Source organism: Flavobacterium petrolei, from assembly GCF_003314435.2.
In the GTDB taxonomy this organism is placed as follows: domain Bacteria; phylum Bacteroidota; class Bacteroidia; order Flavobacteriales; family Flavobacteriaceae; genus Flavobacterium; species Flavobacterium petrolei.
The window spans coordinates 1016269-1038827 of record NZ_QNVY02000001.1 but is presented as its reverse complement, the minus strand read 5'-3'; the positions used below and the strand labels follow the sequence as shown (position 1 = coordinate 1038827).

Below are 22559 nucleotides of genomic sequence, written 5' to 3'. Positions count from 1 at the left end.
AAGCTATAAATGAAAACACTCAAAAAAATAGTGAAAGAAGACAATTTCCTCTCATTATCAGGAAATGTTGTGATTGCTATTTTAGGCATTGGTGGATTTGCTTTGCTTGCCAGAAGCTTATCATTGGAAGTATTTGGTGAGTGGGTTTTGTTTATGGCCGCCGGATCGTTTGTTGAAATGTTTCGATTTGGCATTACTAATACTGGTTTAATTCGGTATCTTTCTGGAGCTGATGCTGCATCGAGAGTTAAACTTATAGGTTCTAACGCTCTAATAAGCTTAGGCGCAACCCTTTTAGTAGCGGTACTATTGATCGTTTGTAAATTATTATTTCCTGAGGCAATTCAAAATTCGGGATATAATATGTTTTTCACCTGGTATCCTTTACTAGCCTTTTTAAATCTTCCTTGGAATATTGCATTAGTTGTACTTCAAGCCGATAGAAAGTATATGCAAATTTTAGCGTTGAAAGCAGTAAATAGCGGGTGCTTCTTTTTAATAATATTAGTCCATTTTTTGATTTTAAATTTAAGCCTAAACCAGTTAGTTATAGGCTTACTTATCGTAAATTCGGGTACATCCATAGTAAGTTTTATGTTAGATTGGGATGGTATACTTCTTATTAATAAAGCTAGTATAGAAACGAATAAAACTTTATTGCATTTTGGCAAATACACCACCTTTACTCTTATAGGAACCAATTTATTACGAAGTGTAGATACGCTAATTATCAGTTTAAGTCCTTTGGGTAGCGCCGCTGTTGCTCTTTACAGCATTCCTTTAAAGCTTACTGAGTTGCAACAAATCCCTTTGCGTAGTTTTGTTGCTACGGCTTTTCCTAAGATGTCAAAAGCTAGTTTACACCATCAAATTGATGAAGTAAAAAGCTTATTTTATACCTATTCAGGGGCTTTAACGTATCTTTTTGTGGGGATAAGTTTAGTCACATTTGTATTTGCTGAATTCTTTGTAATTGTCATAAGTGGTCACCAATATTTAAAAACGGATCCAATAACAGGGTTTAATGTTGTTGCTATTGTTAGAGTTTTTTCCATCTATGGATTATTACTGCCTATAGACAGGATGACAGGCGTTGGTTTAGACAGTATTAATAAACCTAAAATTAATGCCATTAAAGTTTTTGTTATGGTACTGGCAAATGTAATTGGAGATTTAGTCGCTATATTTATATTTAAATCTTTAATTCTAGTAGCCATAGCCTCCATCATTTTCACTATTCTTGGAATTTGGATGGGCATGTACTTTCTCGATAAGGAGTTATCCTTATCATACAAAGCAATTTTCACCAAAGGTGTAGTATTTTATATCTCACTATTTAATAAACTGACACATAATCGATACGAAAGTTGTGTCAAAATAGAAAAACACTAATAAGCAATGAGTGCGCACAATAACATAAATCCCTTTGAAAACTATTCAGGATCAATGAATTTATCCAAACCTGGGTATTTACTGTTGCTTTTTGCTTTGCTTTCAATCGTTGGACTGCTCGTAGTCAAGCTTGGGATCTTAGGGATTATTTTAGTGCTTGCACTACTAATTGGATCTGTATTTTTATATTATTTATTCTGTTATCCAATAATTGGTTTTTATACTGCCATCGCTTTAAATTTTCTCCTATTAGGCATTGGAAGATATATAAAAGGGCTTCCGCTAGGGTTTGGAATAGACGGGATACTTGTTTTGACCTACATTGCACTATTCATGAATAAGTTCAAGGAGAAGATAAACTGGACTCCTGCAAAAAAGGATATTACATTCCTCTGTATTCTATGGTTTGGATATTCCCTTTTTGAAATCATTAATCCAGAAGCCAGAAGCATACAAGCATGGATTTCAGGGCGAGGTATTGCTTTCTACCCTTTACTTTTTGTTCCCCTAACGCTGCTGTTTATAGACACAAACAAAAAGCTAGAAGCATTTTTATATGTCTGGGCTTTTTTTTCCATCCTAGGTACGCTTAAAGGAATTATGCAAATGACGATGGGCGTTGATTTCGCAGAACAAGAATGGCTAAACGAAGGAAGTTACAAAACACATATACTCTTTGGAAAATTAAGAGTATTTTCATTTTATAGCGATGCAGGACAATTTGGAGCTAATCAAGGCTATAGTGGTGTTGTGTTTTTGATATATGCTATGTCTCAAAGCAAATCACTATCTAAGTTCTTTTTCATTTTTGTTGGACTTTTAGGAATCTATGGTATGGTTATCTCTGGTACTAGAGGTGCTCTAAGTGTACCTATAGTTGGATTTATGACCTATTTTGTGTTAAGTAAAAACATAAAGGTGATTATCATAGGGGTAACATTTTTAATGCTTCTTTTTGTTTTCTTTAAATACACCACCATCGCCCAAGGAAATGCGCAAGTACGAAGGATGCGAACGGCTTTTGATCCTAATGATGCCTCCTTACAAGTACGGATTGATAACCAAAAAATACTTAAAAGCTACTTATCATCAAGGCCATTTGGAGGAGGAATTGGTCATGGAGGTACAAAAGCGCAAAAATATTTGCCGAATGCTTTCCTTTCTAATGTCGCGACTGATAGCTGGTACGTTTTGATTTGGGTAGAAGAAGGAATTGTGGGCTTATTACTTCATTTAGGAATCCTCTTTTATGTAATGATCAAAGCGAGTCTCATTGTTATGTTTAAGATAAAAGATCCCATTTTAAAATATAAAATATCAGCACTAATAGCAGGAATGGCCGGAATCATGGTAGCCTCCTATGGAAATGCCGTTTTGGGGCAAATGCCAACTGCGCTTTTAATTTATGCAACTATGGCTATAATTTTAAATACTGAAGTACTTGAAAAGGAAAATGAGTTAAATCAAAACCTATTGAACGAATCATAACACAAACAAACTGCTAAAACTGACTAAGCACTCTTAAACCGAAAACTATGAATTACAGAAATATAAAAAATTTAAATGATATCATACTTCAAAAATTAAGTATAATTCCTCGTGATTTTGATCTAATTGTTGGTGTACCAAGAAGCGGAATGTTACCTGCTAATTTATTATCCTTATACCTCAACAGGCCTTATACTGATATCGATTCGTTTTTGAATGGGCACATCTACAAAGCGGGAGCCAGAAGTCAGTTTTTTGATTCTGGCGAACATAAAAAAGTGTTGGTAGTCGATGACAGCATCGCTTCTGGTTCTGCCATGATAGAGGTTAAAGAAACGCTAAAGCATCTGGAAGATAAATTTGATATAAAATATTGCGCAATCTATGTGATTCCTGGTAAGGAAAAAATGGTAGACTATTATTTTGAAATAGTGCCCTTACCAAGGTATTTTCAGTGGAATATACTCAATCATACCACCTTGGAGAAAGCTTGTTTTGATATAGATGGCGTGCTGTGCCCAGACCCGTTACCAGAACAAAATGATGACGGAGAAAAGTACACTGATTTCATATTAAATGCACCACCTCTATTTATTCCAGGAAGTAAAATAGGAACTATTGTTACCTCTCGTTTAGAAAAATATAGGAAAGAAACAGAAATTTGGTTAGAAGCGAACAACATCAAATATAATGATTTGGTAATGCTTGATTTACCAAATATGGAGGCTAGACAACGTGCCAATAATCATGGCGATCATAAAGCGAAAGCCTATCTGTCTAAACCTTATGTTTTGTTTATAGAAAGTGAATTAATTCAAGCCATTGAGATTAATAGAATATCAAAAAAACCCGTATTGTGTACCGCTAATTTTGAAATGATTTTCGAATCAGAGTCTTTTATGTACAATCTAAAAAGTGGAAAACACCTACCCTTTTTAAGAGAATACGCGTTAAAGATTAGAAACAAAATAAGAAATTTAAGATAGAATTTAATCAATCTTAGGCATTACCCCATTACTAATAAATATATATTATGCTAGTATTAAACATTATACAAATTATTATATTAACCCTTCTCGGTTTAGCGACTTTATATATTTTAGTATTTTCAATAGCAAGTTTACTTTATAAACAAAAAAAATATGTTGATAATGGGAATATAAAAAAAATTGCTGTGCTTATTCCTGGATACAAAGAAGATGGAGTAATTCTTGATGTGGCAAATATAGCTTTACAACAAGACTATCCTTCAGATCGATATGATGTTGTTATCATTGCCGATTCTTTCCAACAAGAAACGTTAAACACCCTAAAAACCCTGCCGATACAATTAATTGAGGTGAGTTTTGACAAAAGCACCAAATCAAAAGCTTTAAATAAAGCCATGGCTACTCTTGAGAGAGAGTATGATATTGCTGTAGTTTTGGATGCAGATAATGTGATGGAAACTGATTTTTTAAAGAAAATTAATGCCGCTTTCGAATATGATATTATTGCGGTTCAAGGTCATAGAACTGCAAAAAACACCAATAACTCTTGGGCAGTACTCGATGCTATTAGCGAAGAAATAAATAATAATATTTTCAGAAAAGGACACAGAGTATTAGGGCTTTCATCAGCAATAATTGGCTCTGGAATGGCTTTTAGATACAATTATTTCAAAACACTTATGTCTACTGTAACTGCAGTTGGAGGCTTTGATAAAGAGATCGAATTAAAAATGCTAAAAGAAGGCCGTAAGATCGTTTACCTCGATGACGCTCTTGTTTATGATGAAAAAATTCAAAAATCGGAGGTGTTTGGCAACCAACGCCGCAGATGGCTTTCTGCACAATTGCATTATTTCAAGAAAGATATTGTAAGTGCCTTTAAAAATTTAATCCTTAAAGGCAATATCGATTATTTTGACAAGGCTATCCAATTTATCCAACCGCCCAGAATATTATTATTAGGTGCTGTTATGCTTTGTAGCTTCTGTTTTATATTAACGAATTACTTTTTGGATAATCCGGTACCTCTAACCAATTATTGGGTCTTATTAGCTGTAGCCTGTGTATTGTCTTTTGTATTTTCGGTGCCAAAATCATTTTATAATTTAAAAACATTGAATGCTTTAGCTCGTTTACCAAAAGGAATGTTGATGATGTTATTGTCTCTCCTTAAAATAAAAGGAGCCAATAAAACATTCATTCATACGCAACATACATCGAATTCAGAAGAGATAAATTCAAAATAATTTCATAGAAAAGCCTCAAAAATAAAGAATGAAAAATAAAGAATGAAAAATAAAGAGATAGAAAAATTAGAGTCCCTTCGTGGCTTTTGCGCACTCTATGTAGTGCTTTTTCATCTGCTCCCTCAAAAAATATTTCTTTTAGGTCTAAATATTGGACTTCTTTTTCGCTTTGGTTCAGAGGCAGTCATTATGTTTTTTATCTTAAGTGGTTTTGTTATCAAGTATTCATGGGAAAAATCAACAGATAAATCATTTAAAAATTATTTTTTAAAACGTCTTTTAAGAATTTATATCCCACTCTTTTTTATATTCTTATTGGCCTATGGTATAAAAAGTTATAAAGAAAGTGGCTTGGCTGATCCAGATTGGAGTACTCTTTTAGGCAATATTTTTATGCTCCAAGATGTCATTTCGCTAAAGCCAAATGTTATTTCTGCGGTTTATATGGGAAATGGTGTGCTTTGGTCCTTGTCCTATGAGTGGTGGTTTTACATGACTTTTATCGTTTTAGCTAAAAAAATAGCACCCGCTAAAATTAATTCTTGGGTTACAATGATTACTATTATAGCTACCATATCCTATCTTATTTACCCCTTTTTCTTGAACAGGATACTAATGTATTTTGCTATTTGGTGGGTAGGTGTCCAATTCGCAGAAATTTATCTAAAAAGAGGTGTTTACAGCTTTAAAACAATTGCAATGCAGACTTACCTTCTACTAACAATAATAGGGCTTTTAGGAATCAATTTCTACCTAAACTTTGGATATACTAAGGTGTACGACTACCCTTTGGTGGCTTATCCTTTTATTGAATTAAGAAATTTTGTTTTTGCCTTCTTGGCAATACTTGGTGCTATTATTTGGAACAATTTCAATTGGTTTGGTTTTAATGCGGTGTTCGGAATATTTAAGTATTTAGCACCCTTCTCCTATGTTGTCTATATATCTCACCATTACCTAGTTATAGAAGCAACTTATTTAAATTTTCTAAATAATAAGATCTTAGAATATGTACTCTACATTATTTTGATGTTTACGTTTTCATATCTAATAGAAGTCATAATATATCCTAAAATTAAAAATAGTCTTATGAGTCATTTTTTAAATCAACCGATAAAAAAATAATATTATGAAAATAGGTATTGAAGGACAAAGACTTTTTCGAAAAAAGAAACATGGTATGGATATGGTTGCTTTAGAGCTAATAAAGAACCTCCAAGATTTAGACCATGAAAATGAATATTACATTTTTGTAAAACCAGATGAAGATCGATTAGCCCTTAAAGAAACGGCTAACTTTAAAATCATTGAATTAAAAGGCAGCCCATATCCTATTTGGGAACAATTAGCATTACCACAGGCCGCACTAAAATATGGTTGTGACATCTTGCATTGTACCAGTAATACAGCACCTTTTTTTTTAAAAACACCATTAATAACTATTTTACATGATATCATTTACATGGAAAGCAGCTATTTAACCATTTTAAAAAGTAGTGCAAGTACGTATCAAAAATTTGGAAATATATATAGAAAATTAGTTGTACCACGCGTCGTAAAAAACAGTGAAAAAGTAATTACAGTATCTCATTTTGAGAAAAACCGTATTGGTGAATTCTTCAAAATCAAAGGTGATGGTAAACTTGACGCCATTTACAATGGTGTAAGCGAACATTTCAAGCCCGTTACGGACACTCAAGAGCTAAAACGAATCAAAGAAAAATATAAATTACCCGATAATTATTTCTTTTTTCTTGGAAATACAGACCCTAAAAAAAATACAAAAGGAACGTTAAAAGCATTTTCAGACTTTTTAAAGCAAACAAAATCCAACCACAAATTGGTTATGCTTGATTATGATAAAATAGAACTGAATAAATTATTAGTTGAGATTGATGACACCGCTCTTATTAGTCATATCGTATTAACAGGATACGTCACCAATACCGATTTACCCGCTATATATTCGCAATGCGATGTTTTTTTATATCCTTCGCTAAGGGAAAGTTTTGGAATTCCTATGCTGGAAGCGATGTCTTGTAATGTTCCCGTCATTACATCAAACACCTCATCAATGCCTGAGATTGCAGCTGATGCAGCCCACATTATAAACCCATTACATCCTGAAGAGATTACCCAAGGCCTTATTGAAATTTTAAATAATGATGGGTATAGAAAATCACTTTGCGATAAAGGCTTAGAAAGAAGTAAACAATTTTCTTGGAGAAATATGGCAAAAGAGTATCTCAAGCTATATGAATTAATTCATGCTGAACATTCTAAAAAATAATAAATCATGATTGAAGGGAAAAACATCATTTGTATATCACAAACCACTTGGCATGGCGAATTCACCAAGTCTACAGTTCAATTGTTGTCACTTTTAGCAGAAAAGAATACAATTGTTTTTGTAGAATATCCTTTTACTGTCAAAGATGTTATCTTTTCAGTTCTAGGAAAACAAAAAGCACAAGTGTCTCGAATGCTGGGCTTTAAAAAAAGAATAAAAGACGAGAAAACAGATACCGGAGCCATTGTAAAACATTTAGTAATGCCACCTGTATTGCCAGTTGACTTTATTGGGAACGAATCTGTTTTTAGAAAAGTATTTAGAATCAATACATTTATTTATAAAAACCAACTCCGTCAAACGATTAAGAAGTTAAAATTAGATAACCCCATAATTATTACGGCCTATAATCCCATGTACGGCCTACCCATGATTAATAACTTAAATGAATTTTTAACTATTTACTACTGTTATGATGGTATGGATACACAGAGGCATAATTCAAGAATTTACAACATTGAAAAACAATTTTGCAAAGAAGTAGATTGCATTATAACTACTTCCGATTATCTAAATTCTGAAAAGAAAAAACTGAACCCTAACAGTTTTGTAGTTAAAAATGGAGTTGATTTTAAGTTATTTGCACCTCATTCAAAAAACGCGGTTTCAAGTATCGCAACTGTAAAAAAGGTAGGATACATTGGAACCTTAGATTTTCGATTTGATATCGCTATTATGGAATATGCCATCAAAGAATTACCTCATGTACTCTTTGAGTTTACAGGATATTTATTAAACCATGACATTCAAGACCGTTTGTCTCAATATAAAAATGTAGCATTTTTTAAATCAGTACAAGCACATGAAGTCCCTCAATTACTGGCCAAATATGATTTGGGAATCATTCCTTATAAAATGAATGAAGTGAACAAAAATATCTATCCATTAAAAATTAATGAATATTTAGCGGTTGGTGTCCCTGTGGTTATGACAGCTTTTGCGAATTTAAGTGATTTTAAATCGATAGTAAAAACTGCCGAAACCAAGGAACTTTTTAAAGGATCTATTGAAAATGAATTAAAAAACGATACAAACGAACTAATTAATGAACGAATTGAATTTGCCAAACTTAATTCGTGGGAGAGCAGAGCGATAGCGTTTAGCGACATTATTGAAAAATCAAGCAAAGTGAAAAGCAAAAACTCAAATTAAAACCATAAAAATAAAAAAACTATGATTGCATTAAAAATTATATTTTGGATATTATTATTCATAATAATCTATACCTATGTAGGATACGGTATTCTTTTGTTTACAATCATTAAAATAAAACGGTTTTTTAATATTGGTACTAAGACAAAAATAGATCTAACTTATGAACCAGATGTAACGTTATTTATCACAGCCTATAATGAAAAGGACTATGTAGCCGCAAAAATGAAAAACTCCTTCGAACTGGAGTATCCTAAAGAAAAATTAAATATTATCTGGGTTACAGACGGTTCAGATGATGGAACACCAGACCTACTAAAAGGGTATCCTAATACGACAGTACACCATGTACCGGAAAGAAATGGCAAAATTGGTGCTATGAATAGAGGTATGGCATTTGTAAAAACACCAATTGTAATTTTTAGTGATGCGAACACATACCTTGGAAAACAATCTATAAGACGTATTGTTAATCTATTTAGTATCGATAAAGTTGGATGTGTTTCTGGCGAAAAACGAATTATTGATAAAGAAAGTGACGTGGCTGCTGGGGCAGGCGAAGGAATCTATTGGAAATATGAATCGGCCCTAAAAAAATGGGATGCTGAACTATATTCTGTTGTTGGAGCTGCTGGAGAACTTTTTGCAATTAGAACGGAATTATATCGTCCTGTTGAAAAAGACACTATACTTGACGACTTTATTATATCGTTACGAGTCGCTCAAGAAGGCTACACCATTCAATATGATCCTGAAGCCTATGCTATAGAAACAGCCTCAGCTAATGTAAAAGAAGAGTTTAAGCGAAAAATTAGAATCTCTGCTGGAGGCATTCAATCTATCGTAAGACTGCGTTCATTATTAAATTTTTTTAAATATGGAACGCTTTCATTTCAGTATATTTCTCATCGAGTTTTACGTTGGAGTATAACACCATTATGTCTCATATTATTAATACCAGTTTTAACAATTTTAGCAGCTAATGAAGGGTTTTTATCTTTAGGTTTATTTTCAATACTGTTTTGGTCACAACTTATATTTTATGCGGCAGCATTATTAGGTTGGTTTTTGGAGAATAGAGAGACTAGCGTAAAAATTCTGTTTGTACCATATTACTTTTTTATAATGAATTTATCTGTGGTATTAGGCTTTTTCAGATACATAAAAAAATCCCAATCGGTTAATTGGGAACGCTCCAAAAGAGCAAGTTAAATTATTTATATTTTAGTATACTATCACTTCGGCACAGAGAAGCTTACACATACCTTACTCATTAAACAACATCTGTCTAGTTAATTATTCATGAAAAAAATAAGATTATTATTGTTTGGTTTATTGATGCTGTTTCTGGTAATAGCAGCAACGAGATATTTTGTTAGAATACCTTCTTATACTATTAAAACTACTGGTAAATTATACATCGTTAGTAAAATTAGTAGAGATATTAAGGTTTTTGATTTATATAACGGTAAAGAAATAGCAGAAATTCCTATTGATATAGAATCACATCAAGCAGCTACATTAGCAGGGCAAAATAAAATTGTAGTTACAAATTATGGAACAATTAACACCGATGGGAATGTTATTAAAGTTATAAATACAAAAACTAACATAATTGAAAAAACAATACATTTAAAAGGAAACACAAGATCAAACGGTATTGTATCTTTTACCGAACCCAATAAAGTGATTATTATTGATTACAGTAATAATAATTTATCAATATTAGATATTGAAAACGATACTATTGAGAAGCAAATACGAACTAAACAAAAAATGAGTAATCTCGTAGTTCTCCACCCTAATAAAGCAATAGCATATGTAACAAACAAAAAATCAAATTCGGTTAGTGTTATTGAGCTTAATAAAAATAAAGTTATTAAAATTATCCCTTGTGGATTGGGAACCGAAAGTCTTGATATTACTCCCGATGGTTCAGAAGTTTGGGTTACAAATACAAAAGATAATTCAATTACTATTATAAATACTTCAAATTATGAAGTTACAAATACCTTAATGACAGGTGGCGAACCTTTAAAACTTAAATTTTCAATTGATGGAAAATACTGTTTAGTATGTAATACTAATGATGGAACTATTTCTATTTTTAGTCAAAAATCAAAAAAGAAAATTAAAACTATTCAGATCCATGGCAAAACAACCATCCTTGAAAGAATATTATATCATACCCCTCGCCCAGAAAATATTTTAATGCACCCAAATGGCTTATATGCTTTTGTAGCAAATTCCAATGCTAATAAAATTGAAGTAATTGATATGAAAACTTTTACCGTTGTCAGCACAATTGGAACCGGAAAAGTTCCTGATGCAATGGTATTTATAAAATAAAACATATCTGAACTTAACACTAATCGCTTTTTTTAAAACCATCCCTCTTTAACAAGCAACCATTCGACGATATCTGTTAACTAATTTAAAAATAAACGATTTACAGCGGAAGTATTTAATAAATTAGGCGACTACTATTTTACTATACCACAACCAAAAAAAAATAAGTATAAAAATCTCTTTTTATAAAATCACTATGTAATATTGCGTTTTTTTAAAAATTATAAAAAAGTAAAAAGACCTATTTTACAGATAAAATTAGGCCTTACACTATTTGCTAAATTACATAATAATCAACGTATTATAAGTATTCCCGAAATCGAAAATTAAAAAAAGATACTACATTCCTATCACCTGCTTATTTCTCCCCTTCCCATTCCGCATAAAATTGCACCAAAAATCCTTCCATGTAACGGTGTCTTTCTTGTGCAATTTGTTTTCCGGTTTGGGTATTCATCTTATCTTTTAAGAGTAATAACTTTTCGTAAAAATGATTAAGCGTTGGAGAATCATTCTTTTTGTATTCTTCCTTTGTCATACTGGAATTTGGAGCGATATTAGGGTCGTATAGAACTCTATTTTTAAATCCGCCATAATTGAATGTTCTGGCAATTCCAATGGCACCAATCGCATCTAAACGGTCTGCGTCCTGAACCACATCTAATTCTATGGAGGAGAATTTCTTTTCGAAATTACCGCCTTTGTAGGAGATGTTTTCAATGATATTCACCACATGAGTGATAATCTCCTCATCAACATTTTCTGATTCTAAAAATTCTCGGGCAATTCTTGGGCCAACGGTTTCATCGCCGTCGTGAAACTTACTGTCGGCAATATCATGAAGCAAAGCACCTAATTGAACTATTCCACTGTTACAAACTTCATTTTTTGAAATTAGAAGAGCATTTTTAAAAACTCTTTCGATATGGAACCAGTCGTGTCCGCCTTCGGCATTTTCTAATTTTTCTTTTACAAAAAGAATCGTTTTGTCTATTAAATCAGGGTTTATCATTGTTTATTATATTTTAAAAAAAATGTTGAATTTCAAAGTTTTCCAACTTCAAAATCCAACATTTCAATTCTTTATTTAGAACTCAAAAATCTATCGTACTAAAGCTGGCTCAACCCATTTGAAGATATGTGATTCTTGTGGAATGACTAATCTTTCAGATATTTTCGCCATTCTACCCGGTAATTTCATCAAATAATCACGGGCTTTTTCTGCTTCATCTGTCAAACCGGAAATCTTATCAATTTCCCATTTGTCAATTAATTTTTGCATAATATCCACATAATCAGCTGCAGTATAAACCCCAATTCGTTGTGCCGAATCAGAAAACTGTTCGAAAGCAGTGCTAATTTTTTCACCGGATTCTCTCAAGAAATGTGCCGGCATAACGATTTTTGCTTTCATCATGTATTGGAACGCAAGCATCATTTCACTTGGATCAATCTGGAAAATTCGGTTTACAAATTCGCTGTACGCATGATGATGGCGCATTTCGTCACCAGCAATCATTTTACACATTTTAGATAACTTGTTATCCCCATATTTCTTCGCCATTTGCGCTACCCTGTTGTGTGAAACGTATGTCGCTAATTCTTGAAAACTAGTGTACACAAAGTTTTTGTATGGATCTCTTCCGGTTCCAATATCAAAACCGTCGTTGATAAGGTGCTGCGTTGTCATTTCTACTTCGCGCATGTTTACACGACCCGATAAATACAAATACTTGTTCAGTAAATCACCGTGACGATTTTCCTCACCAGTCCATTGTCTAATCCATTTAGACCATCCATTTCTTTCTACGTTATCAATTCCTTCTACGTCCATTAACCAGGATTCGTAGGTTGGTAAAGCTTCCTCAGTGATGGTATCTCCTACTAACGTTACCCAGAAATCATACGGTAATTCTTTTGCAATTTCACGTAATTCTTTGACCTCATCAAAAAAAGTATCGCTTTGGGAATTAGGCAAAAAATCAGTTGGTTGCCATATTTTCTCCACTGGAATTAGATACTGATCGACAAAGCTGTCTACGTTTTTTTCCAAAAACTGCATTACTTCTAATCGAATGTTTTTTATTGACATTATATATAAATTAAATTTTTATTCCTTGAACTACTGCTGTTTCTGTTTTTTCCATTAAATCAGCAAAATCATAATCCTTAACCGCTAAAGGTTTATGTACTACAAAGGTAAGGCGATTTCCTAAACCTAATGGGAAAAAACCGTATTTAACTATTTTCCAAGAGTTGTTTATACTTACTGGAACCACATATGCCGAAGGTGCGTTCTTGCATAAAATTTTAAGACCAGTTTGCGAGAACTCTTTTGGTTTTCCCGTCTTGCTTCGTGTTCCTTCCGGAAAAATAACTGCCGAACGATTGTGTTTTTCAATATATTCTCCTAAACCTTTGATGGCCGGAATGGCTTGTTTGGGATCTTTTCGATCAATAAGAACAGAACCTCCGTGACGTAAATTAAAAGACACACTTGGGATTCCTTTTCCTAATTCTATTTTACTGACAAATTTACAATGAAAACGGCGGAAAAACCAAATCATCGCAATAATATCATACATACTTTGATGATTGGACACAAAAATTAAAGGAACATTTTTTGGAATGCTTTCTCTGTTTTCAAATTTATATGTTGTCCCCAAAAGATTCGTGCATCTCAATAAGAAAAAATTCAAATAATCGACACTTATTTTATGGGCTTGATAGCCAAAAACATGGAAGCAAACCCATTGTATCGGGTGAAAAATAACCAAAGTAAGACCGAAACATAAATAATAAATTACGGAAATGGGATACGAAATCAGTTTTTGCATGCTTTAAAAATTTGCCGTAAAAGTAAGAAATATATTTTTAGCGGTATTTAAATCCGAAACAATATACAGGCTCAACGTTTAATCGTAACTTTGCCAGTCAAAATCTAAGAATTTTTTCTATTAAAATGAACTTCACTTACCCAAAAAACGAAAAGCTAAAAAGTAAAATCACCATTGGATTATTGTTTACCGAAGGGAAATCAGTATCTAAATATCCGTTGCGATTGGTTTATAAAGCCGGTTCTTTGAACGAAAGTGAAAAAATAAAAATGGGTGTTTCTGTTTCCAAAAAGAATTTTAAGAAAGCCGTAGACCGCAATTATTTCAAACGGGTACTGCGCGAAACCTATCGCCTGAACAAACACCTTTTGATTGACAATCTGGACCAACCATATTCCTTTATGTTTTTTTACCAAACTAAAGACCGCTTGACATACGAGGAAATTAATACTAAAACCATTCAGTTGTTTGAGAAGTTTATTGCTCAAAACATTAAAAAACCAGCATCAGAAAGCGATTCTAATTCTGAAATTTAAATATTTGACCGATTATAAATTGAACAAAGTTATCTTTAGATTCCGCTATACATCATTATTTGGTGATTTATTGTTATTTTAGTGACTTCAAAATTAGTTAATTAAACCTATGAACTTCTTCAAAAAAAAATTCATAATTCCCGTTGTCGCTTCGGCATTTCTGTTTATTGGAACCAGTTTCAAAGATGATTTTTTCGAAATCGCCAAGCAAATCGAGATATTCACCACACTTTTCAAGGAACTGAATCGCAATTATGTCGATGAAACCAATCCTGGTGAACTAATGGACAAAGCCATTAAAGGAATGTTGGCTAATTTAGACCCTTACACCGTGTATTTTAACGAGCAGGATGTGGTGCGATTCAAAATAAACAACACCGGGGAATATACCGGAATAGGCGCTTTACTGACTCGGAAAGAAGACAAATTAATCGTCAAGGAACCTTATAAAGATTTTCCTGCCGACAAAGCAGGTTTAAAGGCCGGAGATGAAATTATTCAGGTGGGCGATGTACTTTTGTATGATTTTAAAGATGAAGCTTCTCAGCTTTTTAAAGGTACTAAAAACACGAAAATTGACGTCAAATACATTCGTCAGGGAAAAGTAAATACAACACAGATTATTCTGGACGAAGTCGAAATCAAATCAGTTCCCTTTTTCGCAAAAATAGACGACAAAACGGGTTACATCGTATTGTCACATTTTAACAAAAAAGCATCCTTGGAAACCAAAGAAGCTTTGGAACAACTCAAAAAAGAAGGTGCGGAACGCATTATACTAGATGTACGAGATAATCCGGGCGGACTTTTGAATGAAGCCGTAAATGTTTGTAATTTATTTGTTCCAAAAAATGAGATTATCGTTACTACAAAATCAAAAATAGAGAAACACAACAGCACCTACAAAACAACCAAAGATCCTGTAGATACTGAAATTCCTTTGATTATTCTTGTTAACGGCCGTAGTGCTTCGGCATCAGAAATCGTCGCTGGCGCACTTCAGGATTTAGATCGCGCTGTGGTGGTGGGAAGCCGCAGTTTTGGAAAAGGACTCGTGCAAAGACCGGTAGACTTAACGTTTGGAACGCAGCTAAAAGTAACTATTTCCCGTTATTACACGCCGTCTGGAAGATGCATTCAAGCTTTGGATTACTCTCGAAAAGACAAAAATGGAATGGCAATAAAAACAGAAGAGAAGAATTTCAATGCTTTTAAAACTAGAAAAGGAAGAACCGTTTATGATGGTGGAGGAATTCAGCCGGATGTGGAAATGGAAGAAACAAAATCTAGTCCAATTACGAATGCTTTGCTTCGCAACGACGGGATATTCAACTATGCCACGGCGTATTATTATAAAAATCCGAATTTAGGAAATAAGATTCCGGTTATATCGGATACAGATTATTTAGATTTCAAACAGTCCTTGAAAGTGCAAAAATTCTCGTTTGACACGGAAACGGAACTGGCATTGAAAAACACTTTGGCTGTAGCCAAAAAAGAAAAACTGGATGAATCAATTCAGGCAGAATACCAACAATTGTTAGCCGCACTGCAGAAAAGTGAAAATACTTTATTGGACAAAAACCAAAAAGAAATCAAAAACCTAATGGTCGATGAAATCATCAAACGCTATCAATATCAGGAAGGATTGTTTCACTATTACACCAAAAACAACTCTGAAATTAAGAGATCAGTAAGTATTTTGAATAACGCAGACTATAAAACAATTTTGAAAATGTAAATTAATTGCGTTGCATCTCAATATGTGGAATATCGTCTTCCAGATACATTTCACTCGTTTGCACGAAACCATGGCTTTCATAGAATTTTTTCAGATACAACTGTGCTCCTATAGTGATTTCGCTTTCGCCAAAATGATGTGCAATTCCGGCAATTGATTCCCGCATTAAGTCATGCCCCCATTTTCTGTCTCGGTAATTTGCATCAACCGTTACTCGGCCAATTGAGGCATTGTCAAAACTGATTCCCGGCTTGAAAAGTCTGGAATGTGCGACAATTTTACCTTCAAATTCTCCAATAAGATGCAAAGCCACTTTGTCCTTTCCATCAAGATCGAGGTAAACACAGTTTTGTTCCACCACGAAAATCTCGCTTCTCAAACGCAGTAAATCGTATAATTCGTGAACAGAAAGTGCGTCAAACGCCTTTATTTTCCATTGTATTGCCATGCCTTTTGTATGTTTTTTAGAATGCAAATAAAAGAAATTTAAGATTACCTTTTTGCAACAACAACTGATTTTATAATGGATTCCAATTCATGCATCAAATCTCGTTTGTCTTTTGAAGGCGCGTAACAAAATCCTTCTAAAACTAAAATTCGGTTATAATCGGCATCTATGATAGCATAATTGATGAAAGGTCCAGACATAAAATCATTGTTCAACTGCCAGGTTCCCTTAGTTTCAAAGGTTTCTTTCCCATCCAGATTAATCTTAAAAAGGTACGGTGCATACGCCTCTTCAGTAATCATATTCGTCTCCGGTTCCTTTCCGCTAATGTATAATTTCCCAATGGAATCGCGCATTTTGATAATACCGGAAATTAAATCAGCCTCTTTTTTTATTGTGTTTAAGGGAACCTGATAAATTAAAAGGCTGGTATTTCCGCCGATGAGTTCCTTCTTTAGCCACATAAAATTGCTTTTTTGAAGCACATAAGCGTAACCGGACGGAATTTGTAATGAAACATGGAATTTATTTTCAATTACTTTAGGATCTATTAATGACTGCCTGTTTATTCTTTGACTTTCGGCTATTTCAGATTCTTTGATTATCTGAATCATTTGGGGAGCATTTTTTTCGATGCAATCGATAATATCTGTTGCTGTTTTACCCGATATATGAAATACGTTTTGAGGTGATGCGTATTGATTTTTTCGGATTTCGAACTTGTTTTCTTCCGCTTTTTTGACCACAATAATCGCTCTGGTATCCGTCATAAATCCTTCTAAAAGCTTGACTGGATATTGATTGATGTTGAATAAAGGTTCTTCTTGAGGCAAACCTATCACTGGCGATGCAAATTTGTTTCGGATGCTGTCCCCAATATCTCCATTCCACAACTGATCATCAATAATTACCGAAATAGTGTTGATTTTACCGGTCGTTTTACGCGGTAAATGATCATTTTCTTTTTTACAGGAAAACAATAGTAGCGCAACGAAAAGAAATAAAAAATGGGCTTTTTTCATTATAATTCAATTATAAAATAAAACCCAAATTTATAGAAGTTTCTTCTATTATCCGTTAATTTTTAACTTCATTCCGGGTTTAATATCTTCACTGCGAATACCATTCCATTTTTTTAAGTCGGAAATGGTTACACCAGGGTGCTTTTTTGCGATACTAAACAAAGAGTCTCCTTTTTTAACATAATAATCAGCGCTGAATTTTTTAGCTGCTGAACTTGCATTTGATTTACTCTTGAAGGAATTAACGGTTGCTTTATCCGTGACAATCGCAAGTTCATCTTTGGCAACAATTAATGTTTTACCAATAGTAATCGTGTTGTCAGGTAAATTATTCCATTGTTTCAAATCAACGACTGAAGCCCCGAATTTACTAGCAATATTGCCTAAATTATCTCCCTTCAAAACCACATATTCAATGTCTTTTCTTTCCGGATTTAAAGTCAGCTCTTTCTTAGAATCCAACACAGTTTTGGCAATTTGTAATGACGTTCCGTAGTGTACCGTATCATTTGAAAGTCCATTCCATTCTTGAATTTCGGCAACCGTCACTTCGTATTTTTCAGCAATACTTCCCAAGTTGTCTCCTTTTTGAACCACATAAAGTGTAGCGGAATCCGTTGTTAATGGTCCTGAATTAGTATTTATTTTTTCTTCTTTACCGCTTTTTGATTCAGAAGCCAATAAAGACTTGTTTTTTGAGACTACGGCATCAACCTTCGGTTCTTCCTTGATTGATCGAGCAACACTCTGGCTTGTTATAATTTTCAGGCTTTTTCCATAAGCAAGAGTATTACTTTTCAGGTTGTTCCATTTCTTGATTTCGGAAATAGAAACATCGTATTTATTGGCTACAGCCGATAAATTGTCGCCTCGTTTTACTTTATAATAAGAAGCTTTAGGCTGTATTGTGCGCTGAATCGTATAACTGGAAGTATCCTTTTCTACTATTGCTTTTGATACTTGAAAGGGTCTTTCGCGTTGGTCCAATTCATATTGTGTATACGCATAAATTTGATCTTCATTAGACGCAAAAACAGCAATTTTTTCTTGAGGTAATCTCAAATAATGATTTTGGTCGTGATAAAACGGAATCACATTCAGTTTATACGATGGATTTAAAACTTGCAATTGAACTACGGGAACATCCAACAAATCAGATATTTGCTTGAAAGTCATTTGCTTCTTAATCATTATGGTGTCCGTGGCAAAATGTTTGATTGCTGCTCTATTAGGAACAATACCGTGTTCTTTATGGTATTCATAAATGTACATCGTTGCTAGGAAAGCCGGAACATATCCCTGTGTTTCTTTAGGAAGATTTTTTCTGATGTTCCAATAATTTTGCTGACCGCCGGAGCGTCTGATTGCTTTTGAAACATTCCCAGGGCCTGAATTATAGGAGGCCAAAACCAAATCCCAGTCACCAAATATTCGATACATATTAGTCATGTATTGGGCAGCTGCTTCACTGGCTTTCAAAGGATCACTGCGTTCATCCACATAGGAATCAATCTTTAATCCATATTGTTTTCCGGTTTGATACATAAATTGCCACAATCCGGTTGCCCCCATTTTAGAGACTGCTTTAGGATTTAAAGCGGATTCTACTATAGCTAAATATTTTATTTCCAATGGGACATTTTGTTTGGCTAAAGCCTCTTCAAAAACAGGAAAATAATACTCTGAAACCGCCATTAAACGTTCAAAAGATTTTTTTCGATTCTTCAAAAATGATTTGATGATGTTTTCTAATCCTTGATTGTATTCAATATTGAAAGGCGATTTCGCATCCATTGCAGCCAATCTTTCTTTGAGAAGTTCGGTTGATAATTCGTACTCAATTTTCTCATCGATATTAACATTTTTAATATCATCCGAAATGGTGTTGTACAAATCTAAATTAGTCAATTCCTTCATCCACAAACTATCTACGCAAGCGGATAAATCGTCTTTTACGAACGTTTTTTTGATGGAATCTAAGTAGGATAATTTTGTTTCGAATCTTGAAATTTCTTTATTTTCAAAACTTTCTTGAGCAAACAATTGCGACGATAACAGCAGCAAAAGTGATAATGTGGTATTTTTTATATTCATATTTTTACGATCAAAGACCTATATTACAAATGATTACAAAGCTTGTTTTTACAAACTTAATAGGTTTAAACTAAAAATTTCTATAAATATTGTTAAAAATGCAATCTTTGATTCATTTGCGAATAATTTTCGTTGTTTTGAAAGGCAAAACCACTTTAAAAAATCAAATTCTGAAATTTCACAAAAAAACCTCAGCAATAAGTACTATCGCTAAGGTTTTCTTTTTAATCCTGATTCCGTTTTTTTGCTTTTTAATTAGTACCAATAAAACGGTTTATAATGATTTTTCAATACAAGTTTTAGTCTAAAATAGCTGCAATTCCAGGCAAAGTTCTACCTTCCAGCATTTCCAGCATCGCTCCTCCACCGGTAGAAACGTAGCTAACTTTATCTTCCAATCCAAATTGTTTTACTGCCGCTACTGAATCACCTCCACCAACAAGAGAGAACGCTCCATTTGCAGTAGATTCTGCAATAAAGTTACCCAAAGCAATGGTTCCGTTGGCAAAATTTTCCATTTCAAAAACACCTAATGGTCCGTTCCAAAGAATCGTTTTAGATTCCATGATTACTTTTTTGAAGTTTTCCAATGATTTTGGACCTGCATCCAAACCTTGCCAACCGTCAGGAATTTCTTTTACATCAACGATTTTTGTTTCGGCATCATTTGAAAATGCATTTGCCGCTACAACATCAACAGGAATATGAATTTGAACCCCTTTTTCTTTAGCCAAACGCAAAATTTCCAAAGCTAATTCTTGCTTGTCATCTTCACAGATAGAATCGCCAATTTTACCGCCTAATGCTTTCACAAACGTAAAGGTCATTCCTCCACCAATAATCATGTGGTCAACTTTATCCAGAATATTCTCGATAACGGTTATTTTAGAAGACACTTTAGATCCACCAAGAACTGCTGTTACCGGTTTTTCACTGTTTTTCAAAACTTTGTTCAAGCTTTCAATTTCTTTGGCCAATAACAATCCAAAACATTTCTCCGTTGGGAAAAACTGTGCAATAATTGTAGTTGAAGCATGCGCTCTGTGTGCTGTTCCAAAAGCATCGTTTACATAAATATCACCAAGTGACGCTAATTCTTTTGCAAAAGCAACATCACCCGCTTCTTCTTCGCCATGAAAACGTAAATTTTCCAATAATAAAACTTGCCCAGCCTCCAATTTTTCAGCAGCTGCTTTAGCATCTGGACCAACGCAATCAGAAACAAATTGAACAGGTACACCAAGAACTTCTGAAGTTGTTTTTAGTATGTGTTTCAAAGAATATTTTTCTTCCACTCCTTTTGGTCGGCCTAAATGCGACATCAAAATCACACTTCCGCCTTGAGCAAGAATGGCGTCAATAGTAGGTTTTGCCGCTTCGATACGAGTAGCATCCGTTACATTGAAATTTTCGTCCAAAGGCACATTAAAATCAACACGAATTATGGCTTTTTTATTTGCAAAATTGAAATCACTTAACGTTTTCATCAGTCTATTTTTTAGTTTGTTTTTTTTGAAAGAGTAACAAATATAGAACTTTTTAAGTAGTATTAAATTAGAGAAAACCATATAAAATCAATTTTCAGCAACGAAAACGATGTAAATTATAAAAAGCTACATTCGATTTTATAAATATCTTTAATGCACCCAGAGTATCAAAAAACGCTTCAAAAACTCATTTAAAGGCTTTTTAAGGAATTTAAAATGCAAAACAAAGAGAATAAGTTGCTTTGTACTTTATGTCTTTCATGAGTTGTAAAGTATTCCATTATCAGTTCCCGCAGTCGAGAACTATTATGACCTCTCGACTGCGCTCGATTTCAAAAAAAATCATTACAAATTAATGGTATACGGATGTTAAACGGTTTTAAACAAAAAATCCGACACGCTGGAAAAACGTATCGGATATATTCTTAAAAAAGAAGGTTCTTAGTCGTGAACCGGACTTTGAGTACAAGGACAGTCACTGATTCCCTGAAGAAAATCCAATCCTATCGTAACCACATGTGTTCCTGAATTGTATGCCGAAAGCTCGTTAAGAGTCACCTGATAGGAATACCCAAAATAGAAATTAGACTTCTTAAAACCAACCATTGGCCCTACATTTAGTGGCTTTCCTATTTGATCATTCAAAAATCGATACGATATTCCACCCCAGTAGTAATCATCATAACGATTATATTTTCGGTACTTAATATTGATATCGGTACTGGAACGTCTGTCACTGGCAAACAATTGATAGTAAACTGATGGTTCAATCTCTGCTCTATTATTACCGCTGTTTCTAAAAACATATCCGGAATACACCTGATAGTTTCTCAAAAGACTAGGTTCTATACCGCTAAAATTGTCAATGTCTTTATCTAAAATATTACTGGCATTGAAACTTAAATAAAAACTTTTGTTTCTGTAGAGTAGTCCAACATCAAAGTTATTATTCGAAATAAACCTGTTATTAGTAATTGCAGGATCGAAATCTATAGGATCGAGTGCATTTACATCAATCTTAAAATTATTGATATTGTATGAAATACCAAAAGATAAGTATTGTTTAGAATAATAATCCAGAATGATGTGATGGGCAAATGAAGCCTTGGCACCGGTTTGTCTGGTATTCCCATTTTTATCATTGTAGAGCGATACACCTACTCCAGATTGATCTGCAATCCTAAAATCTGCGTAGACAGACTGATTGTTCGGAGCGTCTTTGATACCTACCCATTGGGTCAATCCGTTAGCTCTGATTCTAAGGTTATCTCCTATCCCGGCAAATGTGGGTGAAATAACAAAAGGATTGTCCGCTAAGTATTGTGTAAAAACGGGCAAATTTAGCTCCTGACTGTAACTCGAAGCTACAGTCAAGAGAAAAAATGATACTATAATTTTTTTCATTTTAATAATTTTATTTTGAGATA

The 22559-nt window shown here is 33.6% G+C and carries 19 protein-coding genes; 11 read left to right on the top strand and 8 right to left on the bottom strand.

Annotation, left to right across the window (positions count from 1 at the left end; all coding sequences use genetic code 11):
* The first annotated feature begins 9 nt into the window (after window positions 1-9).
* The 9 genes from DR871_RS04510 (at window position 10) to DR871_RS04470 (ending at window position 10967) form a co-directional block, all read left to right on the top strand.
* On the top strand, window positions 10-1392 hold the full coding sequence (locus DR871_RS04510; RefSeq protein ID WP_113664660.1) for a lipopolysaccharide biosynthesis protein: 1383 nt from the start codon (window positions 10-12) through the stop codon (window positions 1390-1392).
* A gap of 6 nt (window positions 1393-1398) precedes the next feature.
* Window positions 1399-2880 (top strand): O-antigen ligase family protein, encoded by a 1482-nt coding sequence (locus DR871_RS04505; protein WP_165355304.1) that lies wholly within the window; start codon window positions 1399-1401, stop codon window positions 2878-2880.
* A gap of 47 nt (window positions 2881-2927) precedes the next feature.
* Complete coding sequence (locus tag DR871_RS04500; RefSeq protein WP_113664662.1) at window positions 2928-3866, top strand: phosphoribosyltransferase; 939 nt, start codon at window positions 2928-2930, stop codon at window positions 3864-3866.
* A 47-nt stretch (window positions 3867-3913) separates the two neighbouring features.
* Window positions 3914-5116 (top strand): glycosyltransferase, encoded by a 1203-nt coding sequence (locus tag DR871_RS04495; protein ID WP_113664663.1) that lies wholly within the window; start codon window positions 3914-3916, stop codon window positions 5114-5116.
* 42 nt (window positions 5117-5158) lie between these two features.
* Entirely contained in the window at window positions 5159-6241 is a 1083-nt protein-coding gene (locus DR871_RS04490; RefSeq protein ID WP_113664664.1) for an acyltransferase family protein, read from the top strand.
* A gap of 4 nt (window positions 6242-6245) precedes the next feature.
* A complete protein-coding gene (locus DR871_RS04485) occupies window positions 6246-7406 on the top strand; it encodes a glycosyltransferase family 4 protein (protein WP_113664665.1) in 1161 nt (386 codons plus the stop codon).
* Window positions 7407-7412: 6 nt separating this feature from the next.
* A complete protein-coding gene (locus tag DR871_RS04480; RefSeq protein ID WP_113664666.1) occupies window positions 7413-8618 on the top strand; it encodes a glycosyltransferase in 1206 nt (401 codons plus the stop codon).
* 21 nt (window positions 8619-8639) lie between these two features.
* Window positions 8640-9830: a glycosyltransferase family 2 protein gene (locus DR871_RS04475; RefSeq protein WP_113664667.1), complete on the top strand. Its 1191-nt coding sequence runs from the start codon at window positions 8640-8642 to the stop codon at window positions 9828-9830.
* Window positions 9831-9920: 90 nt separating this feature from the next.
* Window positions 9921-10967 (top strand): beta-propeller fold lactonase family protein, encoded by a 1047-nt coding sequence (locus DR871_RS04470; protein ID WP_113664668.1) that lies wholly within the window; start codon window positions 9921-9923, stop codon window positions 10965-10967.
* A 358-nt stretch (window positions 10968-11325) separates the two neighbouring features.
* On the opposite strand, the gene DR871_RS04465 is transcribed toward DR871_RS04470, so the two are convergent.
* The 3 genes from DR871_RS04465 to DR871_RS04455 form a co-directional block, all read right to left on the bottom strand.
* Window positions 11326-11979 (bottom strand): HD domain-containing protein, encoded by a 654-nt coding sequence (locus tag DR871_RS04465; protein WP_113664669.1) that lies wholly within the window; start codon window positions 11977-11979, stop codon window positions 11326-11328.
* A 90-nt stretch (window positions 11980-12069) separates the two neighbouring features.
* A complete protein-coding gene (locus DR871_RS04460) occupies window positions 12070-13059 on the bottom strand; it encodes an acyl-ACP desaturase (RefSeq protein WP_113664670.1) in 990 nt (329 codons plus the stop codon).
* A gap of 10 nt (window positions 13060-13069) precedes the next feature.
* Entirely contained in the window at window positions 13070-13804 is a 735-nt protein-coding gene (locus DR871_RS04455; protein ID WP_113664671.1) for a lysophospholipid acyltransferase family protein, read from the bottom strand.
* A 125-nt stretch (window positions 13805-13929) separates the two neighbouring features.
* Between DR871_RS04455 and rnpA the strand changes: the two genes are divergently transcribed.
* Window positions 13930-14340 carry a ribonuclease P protein component gene (gene rnpA, locus DR871_RS04450; protein ID WP_113664672.1) on the top strand — a complete coding sequence of 137 codons (411 nt, stop codon included), beginning with the start codon at window positions 13930-13932 and terminating at the stop codon, window positions 14338-14340.
* A gap of 109 nt (window positions 14341-14449) precedes the next feature.
* Complete coding sequence (locus tag DR871_RS04445) at window positions 14450-16081, top strand: S41 family peptidase (RefSeq protein ID WP_113664673.1); 1632 nt, start codon at window positions 14450-14452, stop codon at window positions 16079-16081.
* Window position 16082: 1 nt separating this feature from the next.
* Here the strand turns inward: DR871_RS04445 and DR871_RS04440 are convergent, their stop codons facing one another.
* From DR871_RS04440 to DR871_RS04420, 5 genes are all read right to left on the bottom strand, one after another.
* On the bottom strand, window positions 16083-16529 hold the full coding sequence (locus DR871_RS04440) for a GNAT family N-acetyltransferase (RefSeq protein ID WP_113664674.1): 447 nt from the start codon (window positions 16527-16529) through the stop codon (window positions 16083-16085).
* A gap of 44 nt (window positions 16530-16573) precedes the next feature.
* Window positions 16574-17551 (bottom strand): DUF4837 family protein, encoded by a 978-nt coding sequence (locus DR871_RS04435; RefSeq protein ID WP_113664675.1) that lies wholly within the window; start codon window positions 17549-17551, stop codon window positions 16574-16576.
* A 48-nt stretch (window positions 17552-17599) separates the two neighbouring features.
* Window positions 17600-19645 (bottom strand): LysM peptidoglycan-binding domain-containing protein, encoded by a 2046-nt coding sequence (locus tag DR871_RS04430; protein ID WP_113664676.1) that lies wholly within the window; start codon window positions 19643-19645, stop codon window positions 17600-17602.
* Between the two features lie 299 nt (window positions 19646-19944).
* A complete protein-coding gene (locus DR871_RS04425) occupies window positions 19945-21132 on the bottom strand; it encodes a phosphoglycerate kinase (RefSeq protein WP_113665445.1) in 1188 nt (395 codons plus the stop codon).
* Between the two features lie 441 nt (window positions 21133-21573).
* Complete coding sequence (locus DR871_RS04420; protein ID WP_113665446.1) at window positions 21574-22536, bottom strand: PorP/SprF family type IX secretion system membrane protein; 963 nt, start codon at window positions 22534-22536, stop codon at window positions 21574-21576.
* Between the last annotated feature and the right edge of the window lie 23 nt (window positions 22537-22559).